The 14,586-nt window shown below is 43.5% G+C and carries 22 protein-coding genes, 2 tRNA genes and 1 pseudogene; 6 read left to right on the top strand and 19 right to left on the bottom strand.

Features of this window, described 5'->3' with window-relative positions:
• Positions 1-104: 104 nt before the first annotated feature.
• A tRNA-Met gene (locus tag METMK1DRAFT_RS12465) sits at positions 105-191 on the bottom strand.
• A 679-nt stretch (positions 192-870) separates the two neighbouring features.
• Between METMK1DRAFT_RS12465 and METMK1DRAFT_RS12460 the strand changes: the two genes are divergently transcribed.
• Positions 871-959, top strand: a tRNA-Thr gene (locus METMK1DRAFT_RS12460).
• Here METMK1DRAFT_RS12460 and ccr1 read toward each other — a convergent pair.
• On the bottom strand, positions 941-1,078 hold the full coding sequence (gene ccr1 / locus METMK1DRAFT_RS12455) for an aCcr1 family cell cycle regulator (RefSeq protein WP_048088102.1): 138 nt from the start codon (positions 1,076-1,078) through the stop codon (positions 941-943). The two genes, METMK1DRAFT_RS12460 and ccr1, sit on opposite strands and share 19 nt — an antisense overlap.
• A 416-nt stretch (positions 1,079-1,494) precedes the next feature.
• Between ccr1 and METMK1DRAFT_RS12450 the strand changes: the two genes are divergently transcribed.
• Entirely contained in the window at positions 1,495-2,223 is a 729-nt protein-coding gene (locus tag METMK1DRAFT_RS12450; protein WP_009074696.1) for an integrase, read from the top strand.
• 16 nt (positions 2,224-2,239) lie between these two features.
• Here the strand turns inward: METMK1DRAFT_RS12450 and METMK1DRAFT_RS12445 are convergent, their stop codons facing one another.
• The 17 genes from METMK1DRAFT_RS12445 to METMK1DRAFT_RS12360 all read right to left on the bottom strand — a co-directional run bounded on the left by METMK1DRAFT_RS12445 (position 2,240) and on the right by METMK1DRAFT_RS12360 (position 11,757).
• Positions 2,240-2,923, bottom strand: a complete 684-nt coding sequence (locus METMK1DRAFT_RS12445; RefSeq protein WP_009074694.1) for a hypothetical protein — start codon at positions 2,921-2,923, stop codon at positions 2,240-2,242.
• Positions 2,920-3,393: a hypothetical protein gene (locus METMK1DRAFT_RS12440; protein ID WP_009074692.1), complete on the bottom strand. Its 474-nt coding sequence runs from the start codon at positions 3,391-3,393 to the stop codon at positions 2,920-2,922. Before METMK1DRAFT_RS12440 ends, METMK1DRAFT_RS12445 begins: the two co-directional genes overlap by 4 nt.
• Positions 3,394-3,398: 5 nt before the next feature.
• The gene (locus METMK1DRAFT_RS12435; RefSeq protein ID WP_009074689.1) at positions 3,399-4,223 is read right to left on the bottom strand and encodes a B277 family protein; all 825 of its coding nucleotides are present in this window, start codon (positions 4,221-4,223) and stop codon (positions 3,399-3,401) included.
• 239 nt (positions 4,224-4,462) lie between these two features.
• Positions 4,463-4,711, bottom strand: a complete 249-nt coding sequence (locus tag METMK1DRAFT_RS12430) for a DUF5493 family protein (protein ID WP_009074685.1) — start codon at positions 4,709-4,711, stop codon at positions 4,463-4,465.
• Between the two features lie 37 nt (positions 4,712-4,748).
• Positions 4,749-5,000, bottom strand: a complete 252-nt coding sequence (locus tag METMK1DRAFT_RS12425) for a V1/V3 family capsid protein (RefSeq protein WP_009074683.1) — start codon at positions 4,998-5,000, stop codon at positions 4,749-4,751.
• A gap of 13 nt (positions 5,001-5,013) precedes the next feature.
• Positions 5,014-5,424 carry a V1/V3 family capsid protein gene (locus METMK1DRAFT_RS12420; protein ID WP_009074682.1) on the bottom strand — a complete coding sequence of 137 codons (411 nt, stop codon included), beginning with the start codon at positions 5,422-5,424 and terminating at the stop codon, positions 5,014-5,016.
• Positions 5,387-5,719, bottom strand: a complete 333-nt coding sequence (locus METMK1DRAFT_RS12415; protein ID WP_009074680.1) for a transcriptional regulator — start codon at positions 5,717-5,719, stop codon at positions 5,387-5,389. The genes METMK1DRAFT_RS12420 and METMK1DRAFT_RS12415 overlap by 38 nt, the downstream gene beginning before the upstream one ends.
• Positions 5,716-6,186: a C166 family protein gene (locus tag METMK1DRAFT_RS12410; RefSeq protein ID WP_009074678.1), complete on the bottom strand. Its 471-nt coding sequence runs from the start codon at positions 6,184-6,186 to the stop codon at positions 5,716-5,718. The genes METMK1DRAFT_RS12415 and METMK1DRAFT_RS12410 overlap by 4 nt, the downstream gene beginning before the upstream one ends.
• Positions 6,176-6,421: a hypothetical protein gene (locus METMK1DRAFT_RS12405; protein WP_009074676.1), complete on the bottom strand. Its 246-nt coding sequence runs from the start codon at positions 6,419-6,421 to the stop codon at positions 6,176-6,178. Before METMK1DRAFT_RS12405 ends, METMK1DRAFT_RS12410 begins: the two co-directional genes overlap by 11 nt.
• Positions 6,418-8,874 carry a hypothetical protein gene (locus tag METMK1DRAFT_RS12400; RefSeq protein WP_009074673.1) on the bottom strand — a complete coding sequence of 819 codons (2,457 nt, stop codon included), beginning with the start codon at positions 8,872-8,874 and terminating at the stop codon, positions 6,418-6,420. The genes METMK1DRAFT_RS12405 and METMK1DRAFT_RS12400 overlap by 4 nt, the downstream gene beginning before the upstream one ends.
• A gap of 267 nt (positions 8,875-9,141) precedes the next feature.
• Entirely contained in the window at positions 9,142-10,065 is a 924-nt protein-coding gene (locus tag METMK1DRAFT_RS12390; protein WP_009074669.1) for a hypothetical protein, read from the bottom strand.
• 35 nt (positions 10,066-10,100) lie between these two features.
• Positions 10,101-10,451, bottom strand: a complete 351-nt coding sequence (locus METMK1DRAFT_RS12385) for a hypothetical protein (RefSeq protein ID WP_009074666.1) — start codon at positions 10,449-10,451, stop codon at positions 10,101-10,103.
• A 9-nt stretch (positions 10,452-10,460) separates the two neighbouring features.
• Positions 10,461-10,838 (bottom strand): C2H2-type zinc finger protein, encoded by a 378-nt coding sequence (locus METMK1DRAFT_RS12380; protein ID WP_009074663.1) that lies wholly within the window; start codon positions 10,836-10,838, stop codon positions 10,461-10,463.
• The gene (locus METMK1DRAFT_RS12375) at positions 10,835-11,143 is read right to left on the bottom strand and encodes a DUF5658 family protein (RefSeq protein WP_009074661.1); all 309 of its coding nucleotides are present in this window, start codon (positions 11,141-11,143) and stop codon (positions 10,835-10,837) included. The genes METMK1DRAFT_RS12380 and METMK1DRAFT_RS12375 overlap by 4 nt, the downstream gene beginning before the upstream one ends.
• The gene (locus tag METMK1DRAFT_RS12370; protein ID WP_245544643.1) at positions 11,140-11,280 is read right to left on the bottom strand and encodes a hypothetical protein; all 141 of its coding nucleotides are present in this window, start codon (positions 11,278-11,280) and stop codon (positions 11,140-11,142) included. The genes METMK1DRAFT_RS12375 and METMK1DRAFT_RS12370 overlap by 4 nt, the downstream gene beginning before the upstream one ends.
• A gap of 41 nt (positions 11,281-11,321) precedes the next feature.
• Positions 11,322-11,456 carry a ribbon-helix-helix protein, CopG family gene (locus METMK1DRAFT_RS12365; RefSeq protein ID WP_009074656.1) on the bottom strand — a complete coding sequence of 45 codons (135 nt, stop codon included), beginning with the start codon at positions 11,454-11,456 and terminating at the stop codon, positions 11,322-11,324.
• Position 11,457: 1 nt separating this feature from the next.
• Positions 11,458-11,757, bottom strand: a complete 300-nt coding sequence (locus tag METMK1DRAFT_RS12360) for a hypothetical protein (protein WP_009074655.1) — start codon at positions 11,755-11,757, stop codon at positions 11,458-11,460.
• A gap of 730 nt (positions 11,758-12,487) precedes the next feature.
• Here METMK1DRAFT_RS12360 and METMK1DRAFT_RS12350 point away from each other — a divergent pair.
• The 4 genes and pseudogenes from METMK1DRAFT_RS12350 to METMK1DRAFT_RS20165 form a co-directional block, all read left to right on the top strand.
• On the top strand, positions 12,488-12,802 hold the full coding sequence (locus METMK1DRAFT_RS12350) for an F-112 protein (RefSeq protein ID WP_009074649.1): 315 nt from the start codon (positions 12,488-12,490) through the stop codon (positions 12,800-12,802).
• Positions 12,799-13,440: a nuclease gene (locus METMK1DRAFT_RS12345; RefSeq protein WP_009074647.1), complete on the top strand. Its 642-nt coding sequence runs from the start codon at positions 12,799-12,801 to the stop codon at positions 13,438-13,440. The genes METMK1DRAFT_RS12350 and METMK1DRAFT_RS12345 overlap by 4 nt, the downstream gene beginning before the upstream one ends.
• 335 nt (positions 13,441-13,775) lie before the next feature.
• Positions 13,776-14,339: a putative integrase gene (locus METMK1DRAFT_RS19250; RefSeq protein WP_009074643.1), complete on the top strand. Its 564-nt coding sequence runs from the start codon at positions 13,776-13,778 to the stop codon at positions 14,337-14,339.
• Positions 14,305-14,586, top strand: a pseudogene (locus tag METMK1DRAFT_RS20165) (integrase); the annotation flags it as partial. The gene METMK1DRAFT_RS19250 and the pseudogene METMK1DRAFT_RS20165, both read left to right, overlap by 35 nt.

Genomic DNA, 14,586 nt, shown 5'->3' with positions numbered 1-14,586 from the left:
TAAAAGGTTTAACCAAGTTATTCAGATATTATTATTTAATTCTTACTTTTTAGCAGTTCCTCATCAAGAAAACTATCTGAAGTTATTGACAAATTTAGTTAAGGTGCCGCCGCGGGGATTTGAACCCCGGACGACCGGATATCCCCGTGCCGTATGAGTCCGGCGCTCTGGCCAGGCTGAGCTACGGCGGCACGTAAACACATAGATAATCAACACCTAAAAATTTTCCCTTACGTAGAGTCTAGAGCAAACGAGAAAGGGTTTTCATGAACGTGATTAAGAAACTCCCCCGCCAACTGTTTCAGATGAAAGCTAGACGGCCTCTCTGGGTCCCTTTATAAACTTGTTTTCGTCCTGATATGATGAGCAATCACTTGCTATATTTATCGTTGCTGATATACTATTGTAAATAGTTCTATACTTAACGCTCGTGAGAGAGGAGAGGTGATACCACATTTTATACGGAGAGAATATAATACTCCCAGGTCTTCGGCTCCCTCATTCTAATGTACAATCTCTCTGCGTTTCTACCTGTCCAGAGGAGTACGCATCATTGTAGGGCAGTCTGGATATGTTTATCTTGTGGTGAATATTATACAAGGAGTATTATAAGTTCCGTGTTAATCTTTTCGTTAAGACGCACTTTGGTGTTTCTCGTATGTCGTCAGTTAGGTCTAGGCTACGGCTGCCTACCTTTACTTGGAGGAGTCTAGTGGAAGAAGGACTTCTTAGTAGTATGCGTCCCATGCCCATCACTGAGATCGAGGTAAAATGCGATAAAACCCTAGGATAACATCATCAGGAAGTTTGGGCACATCTATGTGAATCTTCTGGGAAAGACTTTAATGGCATATTTTCGATGATTATAACGCCGCTGTAGCTCAGCCTGGCCAGAGCGCCGGCCTTGTAAGGATCTCCTGGAGAGCCGGCGGTCGCGGGTTCAAATCCCGCCAGCGGCTTCTAAATATTTCTTAAGGGCATCCCTGATGATCTCGCTTCTGGAGACCTTCTTATTGGCAGCATAGAGGTCAAGCCTAAAGAGCAAATCCTCTTCTGCCTTGAATGTTATTACCCTCATGATCTCGGTATTACCTTTTTAACAGAATATATATGTTAAGATACTTCCGCAACTCCGTAGAGAGAGGGGTAAACGAAAGTAATATGTTACAACTCCTCTATTGTAGTCCGATGTAAAACAAAAGGGTTTTCTCAGATAACTCGCCTACAGTCTCAAAGTTTCCCCCAGAGAGTTTCCTTATGTATCGCTATAAAACCCTTTTAGATTAAATTTTTAATATAAATACTAATGTGTGTTTGTCATCTACGTCTTCAGACTCCTTTGTAATAATTCTGTTCGATATTTAGAGAACGGGACCATAAGAGGTAGCCGGGCTGGGATTCGAACCCAGGTCCCAGGGGCCAAAGCCCTATTTAGGGGATAAACCCCCTAAAATCCCACGTGAATCTATCATTACAGATACGTCAGTTAGAATAATGAAGGAAGAGAAAACGCATTCTAAAGCAAATGAAAATTTGCCGTCTGAAGTTGAACTATTTACATTTTATAACGATTGTATAAAGAAAGTTTCACGTGAAACTTGCAAACAATATACAAATTATTTGCGTAAGCAATTAGACACTAATAATAAGGGTTCTATCTTAGCGTGGAAGAAGTACTATAACTGGAAGGGCGATATAGAGAAGTGGAAAGCGATAAAGACGAAGAAATCGGGCGTGGATTTAAAGGTACCGTCAGTAGACCAGATTAGACAGTGGGCTGAAAAGGTAAAAGGAACCAGAGTTGAGCTATTGTTCAGACTACTTTTAGAATCTGGAGTTAGGTTTACTGAGGCTATAAAAGTGCTAAGCGAATATTCACCAGAAAATGATGTTTGTGAAAACGGGATTTGTATCTACACGCTCAACTGGAGTAGGGGCTCAAAACGCGTGTTCTATGTTTTCCATGTTTCGCCGTTACAAAGACAGAGCATTACTTACAATTACGCAAAGAAGATAATGCATGAACTAGATATTGCACCTAAGTACATCAGAAAATTCACAGCTACAAAAATGCTAGAGTTAAATATACCGGGCGAAATTGTAGACTTTATTGAGGGTAGGACACCCGGGAATATCCTAACAAAGCATTATTTAGACTTATACGCTTTAGCGAAAAAAGAGTATAAGAAGTACGCGGAATGGCTAAGACAGACACTGACCTAACCCCCGTTTTCCAGCCTTAATCTGCGTCACTTTTAACGTCTTTTTTGCTGAGTGATACTTTGATCTGCGTCAATAAATCTAATTCTTTCTCTTTTCTCTTTTTCAGATATTCCTGGTAAAAGTCGTTTGGAAGGTCTACTTTGTAATAATCTAGAGCTTCATGCTTAGATTTGGTAATAAATTGGCCATTTGTGTTTCTAGAGAAGTCCTTTTTATAGAGCATAGCCACAGCTATTTTCTGTTTCTTGTTCTTCCATACTACCTTTATCTGATACCATCCTTTCTCTCTCAAGAAATAGGCTAGGTCGTCAGGTGCGGGCGTAGTGAAAATCACCGCTGACACCCTTGACCTAATAAGGGCATAATATGAATAGAACGATTTCATATAATCCTTGTACCAGTAGTATTTTGAAAGCCAAATTGAGGCGTCGTCGAAGATGATGTAGGGTATCCTCTCGTCCCTCTCTGTAATTTCTTGAATATACTCAAGTGCATCCGGTAACTCGAAGAAGTACTTAACATACTTCCACGCCTCATCTTTTGTTTGTAAACCGCGTAATGCGTATTCAACATCTCTAGCGACTTTAAAAGCATAAGTAGTCTTCCCAGTCCCCTGTGGGCCAAATATCACTGCACTGACGAAGCCCATGTTCTTGTATGCATCTATTATTTGTTCGGCCAACCATAGTAGCTCTGTCATTGTTCGCCACCTTCTAGGTCTGAGTCCTTCCTTCCCTGAAGTAGCTGTTTAAATATCGACTTGTTCACGTTTTCCCTTGCCTGGCCACTACTGACTCTCAGAACCCTGAGTATATCCCTACGCCCTCTTCCGCCCTTACTTACCAGATAGTGCGCTAGTCTGTGGCCGAATTCCGCTAACTCGACAACGGGTTCTTCCCCAAAATAACTAGGGAGCCTAGCGAATTCAAACGCTGTCAAAATCAGCGATATCTGAGACCCCGACAAATAATACATGGTGTCCTTAGGTTCTACCAATTCATCGATTGCTCTGTTTGTTACTGTGTAGGGGTTCTCGATCTCTCGAACCTTATCTTTTCCACCTAATTCCTTACTATTATATAGTAAGCTCTCTAACTCCGCTAACCTTTTCTTCAGTACATCGTTTTCCTGTTTCAACTGCTCCACTTCCGTTCCGTTCTTCTTAGCCATTCAGGTCACCCCTTTGTACTATTACTGGGAATCGTGAAACTAGGGGACGATGCGGCAGGGGAATGCGTGACTGTTGTATTTGCCACGTGCTGAGCTAACAGGTGTGTCAGATTCGAGTTAGCGATACCGAAACCTATGCCCACCCCGATTCCTATCCCCATTATCGCCCCTATAACCAACATGACATAGTCTGGCCCACCACCGACCTTCGCTAACGCTTCGAAGAACTTAGTCTTTATAATAGAATGCATGATCTGAGGGGCATTCAAGTTCTTGAGCGTGAGCTGTCTAATCTTATCGTCTATCGTCAGATCCAAAGTGTAGGGATAGTCAGGAAGGACGAAATGGACAGCTACGAACTTCTTGCCGAATAGGAATTTCCCTCTTTCGAGAAGGAGTGGTTCACCGTTCAAGACCCAACTCTTCCTTAACTTTCTGTTCTCTAACATCAAGTACCCCTGGTTCTCGACGAGTTTCGCTTTCCTCAGGAAGAGAAACTGTAGGCCGTCACGGCTTTGCTGTAACATAGCCACGTAATGCTCAGCGGTTAACACACGCGAGTTCATCCACTTCTTAACTACCTTAACCCTGACGTCAATCTTCTCTTTCTTGAACCTCTTGTCCTTCTTAGATAGTTCAGCCTTCAACTGCTCAAACTGTGCCTTCTTTATCTCAAACTCTCTTTTCTCGTAGGCCTTGTAAATTTTCCTTAAGACCTCCCTGTCGGCTATCTGTTTCTGAGCGTCTTCATACTTCTGCCGTAGCTCCTCCAGGCTTTGGGCCTTTCTTAGCTCCTCTTCCCAAATCGACACGAGTTTTCCATCATTCACCTTAAATCACCCGTGAGTAATCGGCGTAGTTCACGCAAAAAGCACAATCCCCCAAGGCTAAGACGCCTATAGCTGACATGACTAGAGAGTACCCTAATCGCTTTACGTTCCTGGGGTATAATGCTAACTTCCCTTTCCACTCTTTTGAGTCTCTTAATCGATACGACATAATCCGCGTAATTGAAACGAAACCTAGGGCGTATGGTTTTAGGACTAGTGACATTTCTCAGCCACCTCATTTAGATCCGCTCCTCCCTCACCCAGTTGAAGAAATAGCCAAGGTTCACCAGTCCCAATAAGAGCGGAAAGATCGCTAAGTAAAATGTCGATGAAGAGAACGTTATATCTGTATAATCCTGGACGAAAACTAAAAACCCCAAAGCTCCTATGAAGGCACCCATCAAATTAACTAGGTAGTTTCTCGAAATGAGACCTAAGGCAGGGAAGAGAATGGACAGACTATAGATTACATCGCCTAACGCCGTCATTAGGAGGGAAAAAGAAGTTTGACTTTATAAAGGGCCTTCAATCCCGGTACATCTTATACGCTATGACGGCCGGCACGACAATTAACACCAGGATATAGAATAGCGGTACGAGGTCTACGAGGGTAGCATTTGAGGAACCGACATATTGGGGGTTAGCTTCTGTGGTATTGCCGACCTTAATGGTCGGCGTGGTCACGAGGTTGACATAACCCGCTATCGGCGATAGTAGTACTATCCCTATGAGGATGAAAAGAACTAGAAAAATAACTGACTTAACGTCTACCTCCATGTTTTCACCCCTCTTACTCTTTGTATATCTTGTACGCCACCACTGCGGGAACTATTATGAGGACTAAGATGTAGAACAACGGCACCAGGTTCAGCAAGGTGGCGTTAGTTCCAGTCACCGAAGGCGAGGTACCACTAGTTAGGGTACTCACTTGAGAGGTGATGACAGGGAGCAATACTATGCCTATCAATATGAAGATAAATAGGCCGATTAAGACCCCGATATTAAGGGCCCCTTCACCCTTTACGAGTTTTGGGTTACTTTTGGCAACCTCTACAAACCTCTTAGCTGAAGATATTATTCTACCATCCCATGTCTGCCAGAAGACTTTAACGCCTTCTGCTATTACTTCTTGGCTGAAATACTTGGTTGGATTTCTTACCACCTTAAGGGCTACTCCTGATACCTTTAGCCTTTCTAACATTTTGGCTCATCACCGTGTCAGTGGTAGGGTTTATAAGACGCTCCAGTTCTGAATTCAGAATCTGAATTTGCTTAGCGTTATCTTTGATTTTTGCAAACAATATACGCCCTTCTTTGTATAGCTCTACGTATCCCTCCTGATTTAGCACTCTCAGGTGTCTTAGGACCGTGGCGTAACTCAGGAGGAGCGTATGAGAGATTAGTGACGCTGACAGTACATAGTTTTCCGCTAACAGCTGTAGTATCTTCTTCCTAAGTATTTTGGCCCTAATCTCATTTGCATTGTACTCATTCATGGCCCGTACCCCCTTATCAACTTCACAAGTTCCCAAATCAAGATGAAATTGATAATTAATGTGAAAGCTGTTAGGAACGGCCCTACCACAGGCACAGAGGCCAAGAGAGAGACGCTCCCTGTGAATATCGACAGTAGATACCCCATGACTGACGCAATGGTCACGAATGTCCAGATGATCCAGTCGAACACGTAGATGACGGGGGCCAGCCATGAGAACGATATGCTGAAGAACGTTATGGACGGGATGGTTATACTTGGCACTGTGGTCCCTAGTATCGAGAACGAGGGTACTAGGGTGATTGACGGTATCCCTGCACTCCATACTATCGACGATGCCAGGTTCACCGCTGAGGTATATGACGGGGTAGCGGGGATACTTGGAGCCGACAAACCTGAATAAGCCCCCGCCATTAAGGCAAGAAATATGTCAAAGAATAGGACATATACGATGAGTTTAGTCCCCATTTAGCTCACCTCCTGACAATATCATTCCTGCGATTAACGCAAATATGATAGCGAGACCCCAATACAGGGGTATAAAGTCTAGGAACATTAAGGCAAAGATTGACGCTATTCCTGTCACAATAGATGGCGTCCTCCCTACGATTTTGTATGTCAGCCCCATCATTATAAGGATTATAATGATGGCCACTACTGGGCCTAAGCCCGTGCTTAATGCCAAACTAATGGCGTCTGTCATTCTTCACTCCCCATGAAACGGTCTACGAATATTTTCGCTATCAGCATTGCGATGCCAAATATGAAGACGTAGAAAATGTACCACGGCATAAGCCCCAGATAGCTCACAAGAATTAAACCCATCACAGCGCCTCCTGACGCACCAGACTTCCCACCGAATTTCCAGCCCAACAGTGCCGTAACTACCGCTATAACTATCCCTACCAGTGTGGCCCACGGCTGGGCTCCGCTGAAGTTGAACAAACTGCTGGTAGGCGATATATTGTTATGGAAGGGCTGAGTATAGTTGTAGTTAATTGTGGAGCTATTGATAGTGGTAGTCGTAGACGTGGTAGGCTGAGTGACGCTTATGTTCAGAATGGCGTATTTCTGTAGACCGGCCCAATAGATTTCTATCAACTCATACGGCTCATCTGCCAGCGTCACGGTCACCTGGCCGAACCCTGTCCCATTTGTGTATCCGTATGTATACTGGGTCAACGTGCTCAGACTTGTACCCGTTAAGATTGTATACGCCTGTCCAGCTGTGGCCGATTGCAATATTATGCCATCCGCAAAGAACCAATTAAGCGTTAGTTTGCCCGCACCGTAATAGAAACCTAACCCTATCATGTCCGTAGTATTTGAGATCTCTATAACCTGACCCTGACTATTACTTACTAATATCCGCCCTAGACCGTTTACCTGAAACTTCAGGCTATTGACGCTGTTATTGACAAAGCTGAGACCAGCACTTCCGTTAAACGGCAGTAGATAGTTTTGACTCCTTGTGATAATGATGAAACCATCGTTCGCTGAACTCCAACTTCCCTTGAACTCCACTAGACTAGTTGAAGACACAAAAGAGGCGTAAGTCCATGCGAAAGTAGTAGTCGTCTGTGTAAACGCTGACATAGTCGTGTTACTGACGGGCGTGTTTAGGGTGAATTGGAAAGTGATAGTGACCCTAGTCCCTGCTGTCACTGATGCGGGATATTGTGAGACGAATATTATCGGGAACTGGCTGGTAGGATATACGGTGATTAAGCCCGTAAGAGAACCTAGAGAGACTTGACCGAGTTCTATGTTTATCACGTAATAATATGTTGTTTGCGCTATAACGTTCACTGTAGTAGAATAAGGTAACGGTACAAAGCCGTTAGTGAGGCCCTGAATGTCTATTTCAGACTTTGGCTGACTTAACAGCTGGTATCCTAAGTTGGAGGGGAAATTCACGGCCGTGGAGTTTGTTACGCTAATCGTTTGCCCGCTCAAATATGAAGACGCTGGGGGCGTGACGTAGACGGAAACGGCGAAAGCACTGACAAAGACTGGGACCGTGACGTTTTTGTCAACGGTCTGGCTGGGCGTCACGAACTGGAATTCTATCGTGACGTTTAGGTACCACCCGTTAACGTTTCCTCCCGGGTATACGTTTGTCAGAAGGTATATCCCCTTCGGCGCAGTTGAGTATGTCACTGATCCCGAGAGGGAGTACTGGCTACCGGACACACTGTAGTTCTGAACGCTCTCGATCTTCACTACGCTCCAAGATGTAGCGTTCGTTGTCACGTTTACTGGGTTCCCGGCTCCCGTGAAGGCATATAAGGCCTTAACACCGTTACCGAGAGTAACGGCAGTCCACGACACCGTCACGGCGTATTTTGTAGTCGTAGTAGTGGTAGTAGTCGTAGTCGTCGTAGTAATGTACTGATAGTTCACTATGATCCATTCACCATAGTCCGAAACGCTGGTATCTACATCCACGGTGTAAGTGGACGTCACTGTGGCCAAACTTTCGGCCTTGAACCCTGTCGATGTTTGGTACACCGGTGAGACCTTGTACACGTGGAGCGTCCCGTTAAACCAGTAGACGTTAACCGTGTTTGGGGGGTTGAAGACGAAGCCCAACATTACGTCTTGGCCTGTATTGAAACTCCCTACTGACCAGTTTCCCCATACCACTCCATTATAATATAGGAAGATATGATAGTCTGCCATTGCTCCACGCTCTAGTACAACTACGATACCGTAACTCCCGTATGGGCTGGCTGGCCCATAGTTCCCTAGAAAAGTGGAAGGATATAGGACACCATAACCTATGGCAAATCCACCGTAGTTCCCCGATGTACCGCTAGGCACTACGACCGTTGTGTTCAGTCCCGTCACTGACGCTGATAGGGACACTGATGCGTTATTGTTCATGTCTGCTTGATCGGGCAAGACTTCCAGTTGGTTCGTGTTCACAACGCTGACGACGCATGGATCCAACCATGCGAGACCGTTCCAATTAGAGCCAGGATCCGTCACTACTTGGGTGGTCGTGCTAGTAGAGGATGAACTCCCAAACGTGAAAGTGGTCGAGTATGTGAACCATGAAAAGCCTCCCCCGCCTCCAAACCTCACGAATGCTGAAATCGGTATTAGTAATGAAAGTAGGACTAAAGTCATTATTATTAGTATACGCCACATCATTGAGTGAGGAAAAAGAGAACGACTTTTTAAATGGCCCGTCTAAAAATCTTCCTCAATTCAGGCGAGAGGTAAAAAGTTAATGCGGTGGAAATGATGCCCGCCGCAATGAGGAACTCCGGTAAATAGTGCACATACCACGGAGGAGGTGGTTGAATTGCTTCAAGCGGGGGGATTGTAGTGAAGGTTGTAGTGTTGAAGGCTGTAGTGTTGGAAACATTGATTATCATAACAAAAACAAAGGGGAAAGAATTAAAAAAAAGCTTTTCCTTATAGGCCGTACGTTGTATCGCCTAACCAGGAATAGGTGAATTGGTATAGGTAGTTCCAGCCACCATAACTACTATAGGGCCATCCGTTGTATATTTCGGCAAAAGCACCGTTGTAAGCTGAGGACGAACCGAGTTGGTAGACGTCCGCGTATATTGTGCCCGAGGGATTAGTACTAGGCCCGACATGTTCGTTCCCATCTTGGCCGATATATTCGAAATTGAAGTTTATCATTCCGCCGGACAGATATGGTAACTCATAACGGAATCCGGAGGATGATTCAGGGGCCTCGACTATGCTCATGGCCGCACCTGTATGAGTCCACGGTATAGATTCATATACTTTTGTAGTCCAAGTTGCCCCATTGGAGTAAAATACGAAAAACTGAGCCATTGCGGTTCCGTTTTCAAGATTACTTAAGGACACATCGAGATGAGTCACCCCAGCCACGGCGGGTACATATGTTTCATAGTCGTTCAATATATTTCCGTTGTCGATAGTAAATACGAAATACAGAATGTAGTAGCTATTACTCGATGTTATACCTATAATATATCCGGCCTGTACGAAGCTACTCTGTTCTTGACCAGATGAGGCACCGTAGTCGTATCCGATTTTTGCGGGGCTAAGCCCGACCCATATGGCCACCTCGTCAGGATAGGAATAGCCTGGCGTTGAAACGTAAGCTAGCGAAAGATTTCCGACGTAAATGTAGTCACTGGCCGACAGTACTGGCCCCCAGTGGTTGAAAATTCCATCTGTCCACCACTCGACGGAGTACGCCACGCCGGCCCAATCCGTTGAGTTGTTAACGGTATTTACTATCTGGTTCGCCCCCAATTGACTTGCCGTTATTGCAGATACGTTTAGAGAGATTAGAGCTAGCAAAAATAGCGAAACGCCGATTACTAGGTACTTCCTCATTTGCCGGAACGAGAAAATCAGACTTTAAAAAGGGCTTAAAACAGTGGGGGGTAGTTGTAGAGAACGATAAGCGTGTTATTGACATCTACTAGTATCGACAACGCGATAAACGGTAACAATGAGAGCCACTTATACTTACCTACCTTCAAGACGTCGAAAAGCCTTGTAAACCAGTAGACCCCGGTGAAAAACAGAAGTTTTATCGATATTGCCATTAGAAGTGCTAAGCGAAACGAGATGATACCTCCATTATTGGCGGAGTATATCCAGATAAAGAAGTTCTCTTCATCCAAGATATTTCCTTCATGCCAATACACGGCTGATAAGACTACGTCATAAACGTTGAGTAGGATGAAGAGAACCCATACTATTTTAAGGATTCTCATCGACATCACCTAGCCAACACAGATGTTATGTTTTTTGCAAACATGATCTAGGGCCGAATCCGTATTAGCGAACTCCTTCTGACAGACGGGACAGGTCGTCATATGCTCAGTATAACGAATGTGCTGTTTCAAACTAACGGAAGAGCTGAAGGGCATTAGGCAGAGAGGACAGACATATGACGATACGGCTTTACTCTGTATTAAACGATATAGGTAGTTCGACTCCTCAAGTAAATCAGGCCTCAAGATTAGTGTTTTTACTATCGCCCTAATTACCTTCTTTTGTTCAGGAGTGAGAGAGTGGTAAAGCATTAATTCCTTTAATGAGACGTGAATCATTATACCCTTATGGTTACTCAGGTACTTTTTAGTACCTGACTCCGTCATTTTTTCACCCTCCACAATGTGTAAATGTTTGAGCAAGTCACTGCACCCTCCACGATAGTGTCAATGTAAACGACTGACATGGGCGATAGGTGCAAGACCGTTAGCCAGTCTTGAGCGGTCAAGAAGACGAAAATTAGGAGGAATGTGGCCAAACCAAACTTGAAGATCACGAAACGTGGTACACTGGTCACGAATGGCCTCATTACAGCGTTTACTTCTGCGGCACCAGCCCTCAAACCTAACCATGTGGTAAGGAAATCGGTGAACTGAAAGCCGTAGAACGCTACTATTTCGGCCAGCATCATGCCTCGCCTTTTGCCATCCTCTTGATATAATTGCCTAGTTCCTGGCTCAACATGTCACACACCCGCTTAGCGTCAATTAGTACCTCTAGGACCTCAGTCTCGTCATTAAGATCGCCATCTACGACGTCTTTTAACAAACTCTCTAAAGCCCACGAAATCCGATATAAGCTCCTGATGTTCATTCCTCCTCAGCCTCCAAATATCGCATCAGGGCGTCACGAATGATTGAGGACATGGACCGATGTTGGTTTATACTATGGAGCTGGAGTTCTTCATAAAGATATTCGTCTATCTTCACCGTGATGATCCTCATTCTATTCCACCTCCTCTAAGGGTATCACTGCTTTTATCAGGCCGATTCTGATTGTGACGTCACTGGATATCGTCACCGTTAGAGGCAGTAACTTCCCTGCCATTTTGGCGTACCCCCGTGCCACCATGAGGGTCTTCAAAATTGGGTCCCTCTCGAATGTGCTGAGGGCCTCTATCGAGAACGTAGGCCCTATTGTCATGTGTTTTTGGAGGACCTCAAAAAAAGATGGGGACCCAATCCATTTTGTTACCTTTTCCACTATTGCCCCCTGATGGGGGTTTCGGGTCGTGGACTCGACCATCTATCTCATCTATCTCTCACCTATCTCTCTATAATAATAAAGCTTTCTCTTTTGTTTGACATAGCTATCTCTCACCTATCTCTCACTAGTTTCATTACTATATACGTGATGATGATATATAGATAGAGTATGCCACGCTCTAAAGGCTCATCGGATTATGTGACCGTTCAGATACCAAAAGAACTAGTAGACATGATAGATATGATATTAGCAGAGCATAAAGGGGGATATAGGTCTAGGACTGAGTTTGTAGCGGATGCAGTGAGAAGAAGGATAGAAGACTTGCTAAAAAGCTAACTTTTTCTCTCTTATCTCTCTACACTCTCAACACTCTCTTGACTTACAAAACTAAAAACTAAAACTATACTTCCCCCTCCCCAGCATTATACAAACCGTGTTTTATACCCTTTTTTAGTTTTAGTTTTTAGTCCAGTGAGAGAGGTGAGAGATAGATGAGAGAGAGAAAACTACATGAGTTCATTCAGGAAGTCGAGTTTCGCATTACGTTTGATTTTTCCCCTCAGCTCTTCTAGTATTTTCATACATTCATCTTTAGTTTTTGTTTTATTGCATTCATCTATAATATACTCAAATAAAACTAACAACTCTGCTTTTTGGCACGTCATGAAGAAACAAACCAGGCAAAAAAGAAGACACGGTAGAGCGATAATAAGAAAGACAGAAAAGTTTAATATCTGTGTGAGATAGATGAGAGATAGAGGTGAGATAGGTGTCTCAAACCAGACTAAACAAACTGAATGACGTCCAAAGGGCCAAACTACTAGTCAAAATACTGCAGGCGAAAGGTGAACTGGACGTATACGATATAATGCTTCAATTCGAGATTTCGTATACTAGGGCAATTCCAATAATGAAATTAACACGCAAAATATGCGAGGCTCAGGAAATATGTACATACGACGAAAAAGAGCACAAACTAGTTTCTCTGAATGCGAAAAAAGAAAAAGTAGAGCAAGATGAGGAGGAAAACGAAAGGGAAGAGATAGAGAAGATACTGGACGCACACACGAGGCGGGAGCAATGACTGCTGATTCTTTTAAGCTTAAGTATTGGGGGAATCAACAAGAAGATTACATTCTTCCAACAGCGGGGTTAGGAAGAGAGTACCTAGTTTTAGGCAAATTACTGATAAAGCTAGCTCAATGGCATAAGAAAGGCCTATTGAATTTTGACGTATATCTTCGGCCTACTGGAGTCGGGACTTTAACGAATGTAATAAATGAACAATATTACAAAGGGTTGGACGATAAATACGATTTAACTTTATACGTGAAATCTAAGGAGCAATACTATCCGCTCTTATGGATTGATATAACCGGAAGTTCATGGACTGAAGAGCAAAGCAAAGAGAGATACGGCGAAAGCGTATACGCTATCCTTAGCGTTAAAGTCGAGACTGCAAAGAAGTATAATGTATTAGGGCGGGTATTCTTCTTGCACTACTCAGATGCTGAGGATAAGCTCAAGTGTATATCAGCACTACAAATTTTGAATCTTGAGAGACAGAACAAGATTAAGAAGGATAAGTTTGAGAGGGATGCTAAGAGCGAATACTATCTTATTCCTCTAGAGTACTGGAAGAACTTAATGGAGCTAAGAGTTACCCTCCGAGGATTTTACCAATCGTTCTTAGAGTTCCAAAGGGGAAAAACATTATGGTGAAGTACAAAGATTTTGAGATAATAGGTTGGGTGTGGTTTAAGGCGAACGGCGAACTAAAATCGAACGGCGTCAATGTTACGAGGGGCGACGGGCGATATTTCATATATAATAATAAGAAATTCCCGCCGGGCGTTTACTATCTGATACGACGCCATGGGCGTGTGTTTTTAATAAGCGACGAATTCCTCAGTTCGCTTTGAATTTTCTGACTGCAGCAGTTTCCATGAAATTCAGTTTTTCGTATAAGTGTGGACTTTTTACCGTCTTCTTTCAACTGATTTTTCGATATTCTATTAGAATGAGTATTTAAACCCCCGTTACTTAACATTCTTAAAATGCCTTCTTTTTACGTCAATTCTAAATTCTATGTAAAAGAGATCAAAGGAAAGTATTATGTTTACTCCATAGAGAAGGATGATGGTGGTAAGCAAAGGCATAATTACATTGCACCTTTAGATAAGATAATTGAGACATACGTTAACATCGGGGGTGTGGGGGAATCCCCCACTAAGGTAGCCGGGCTGGGATTCGAACCCAGGTCCCAGGGGCCAAAGCCCTATTTAGGGGATAAACCCCCTAAAATCCCACGTGAATCTATCATTACAGATACGTCAGTTAGAATAATGAAGGAAGAGAAAACGCATTCTAAAGCAAATGAAAATTTGCCGTCTGAAGTTGAACTATTTACATTTTATAACGATTGTATAAAGAAAGTTTCACGTGAAACTTGCAAACAATATACAAATTATTTGCGTAAGCAATTAGACACTAATAATAAGGGTTCTATCTTAGCGTGGAAGAAGTACTATAACTGGAAGGGCGATATAGAGAAGTGGAAAGCGATAAAAGACGAAGAAATCGGGCGTGGATTTAAAGGTACCGTCAGTAGACCAGATTAGACAGTGGGCTGAAAAGGTAAAAGGAACCAGAGTTGAGCTATTGTTCAGACTACTTTTAGAATCTGGAGTTAGGTTTACTGAGGCTATAAAAGTGCTAAGCGAATATTCACCAGAAATGATGTTTGTGAAAACGGGATTTGTATCTACACGCTCAACTGGAGTAGGGGCTCAAAACGCGTGTTCTATGTTTTCCATGTTTCGCCGTTACAAAGACAGAGCATTACTTACAATTACGCGAAGAAGATAA

This window comes from Metallosphaera yellowstonensis MK1, from assembly GCF_000243315.1.
GTDB lineage: Archaea > Thermoproteota > Thermoprotei_A > Sulfolobales > Sulfolobaceae > Metallosphaera > Metallosphaera yellowstonensis.
Note: the sequence above shows the minus strand (reverse complement) of the source record. Positions and strands in the feature narration are given on the sequence as shown.

Coding starts and splice junctions, on each gene's coding strand:
- METMK1DRAFT_RS12390 (WP_009074669.1), bottom strand. CDS start 10,065: ATGAGGAAGTACCTAGTAATCGGCGTTTCGCTATTTTTGCTAGCTCTA.
- ccr1 (WP_048088102.1), bottom strand. CDS start 1,078: ATGAGGGTAATAACATTCAAGGCAGAAGAGGATTTGCTCTTTAGGCTT.
- METMK1DRAFT_RS19250 (WP_009074643.1), top strand. CDS start 13,776: ATGCCTTCTTTTTACGTCAATTCTAAATTCTATGTAAAAGAGATCAAA.
- METMK1DRAFT_RS12365 (WP_009074656.1), bottom strand. CDS start 11,456: ATGAGGATCATCACGGTGAAGATAGACGAATATCTTTATGAAGAACTC.
- METMK1DRAFT_RS12420 (WP_009074682.1), bottom strand. CDS start 5,424: ATGTTAGAAAGGCTAAAGGTATCAGGAGTAGCCCTTAAGGTGGTAAGA.
- METMK1DRAFT_RS12450 (WP_009074696.1), top strand. CDS start 1,495: ATGAAGGAAGAGAAAACGCATTCTAAAGCAAATGAAAATTTGCCGTCT.
- METMK1DRAFT_RS12410 (WP_009074678.1), bottom strand. CDS start 6,186: ATGGGGACTAAACTCATCGTATATGTCCTATTCTTTGACATATTTCTT.
- METMK1DRAFT_RS12445 (WP_009074694.1), bottom strand. CDS start 2,923: ATGACAGAGCTACTATGGTTGGCCGAACAAATAATAGATGCATACAAG.
- METMK1DRAFT_RS12380 (WP_009074663.1), bottom strand. CDS start 10,838: ATGACGGAGTCAGGTACTAAAAAGTACCTGAGTAACCATAAGGGTATA.
- METMK1DRAFT_RS12345 (WP_009074647.1), top strand. CDS start 12,799: ATGACTGCTGATTCTTTTAAGCTTAAGTATTGGGGGAATCAACAAGAA.
- METMK1DRAFT_RS12440 (WP_009074692.1), bottom strand. CDS start 3,393: ATGGCTAAGAAGAACGGAACGGAAGTGGAGCAGTTGAAACAGGAAAAC.
- METMK1DRAFT_RS12425 (WP_009074683.1), bottom strand. CDS start 5,000: ATGGAGGTAGACGTTAAGTCAGTTATTTTTCTAGTTCTTTTCATCCTC.
- METMK1DRAFT_RS12405 (WP_009074676.1), bottom strand. CDS start 6,421: ATGACAGACGCCATTAGTTTGGCATTAAGCACGGGCTTAGGCCCAGTA.
- METMK1DRAFT_RS12430 (WP_009074685.1), bottom strand. CDS start 4,711: ATGACGGCGTTAGGCGATGTAATCTATAGTCTGTCCATTCTCTTCCCT.
- METMK1DRAFT_RS12415 (WP_009074680.1), bottom strand. CDS start 5,719: ATGAATGAGTACAATGCAAATGAGATTAGGGCCAAAATACTTAGGAAG.
- METMK1DRAFT_RS12385 (WP_009074666.1), bottom strand. CDS start 10,451: ATGAGAATCCTTAAAATAGTATGGGTTCTCTTCATCCTACTCAACGTT.
- METMK1DRAFT_RS12375 (WP_009074661.1), bottom strand. CDS start 11,143: ATGATGCTGGCCGAAATAGTAGCGTTCTACGGCTTTCAGTTCACCGAT.
- METMK1DRAFT_RS12360 (WP_009074655.1), bottom strand. CDS start 11,757: ATGGTCGAGTCCACGACCCGAAACCCCCATCAGGGGGCAATAGTGGAA.
- METMK1DRAFT_RS12400 (WP_009074673.1), bottom strand. CDS start 8,874: ATGATGTGGCGTATACTAATAATAATGACTTTAGTCCTACTTTCATTA.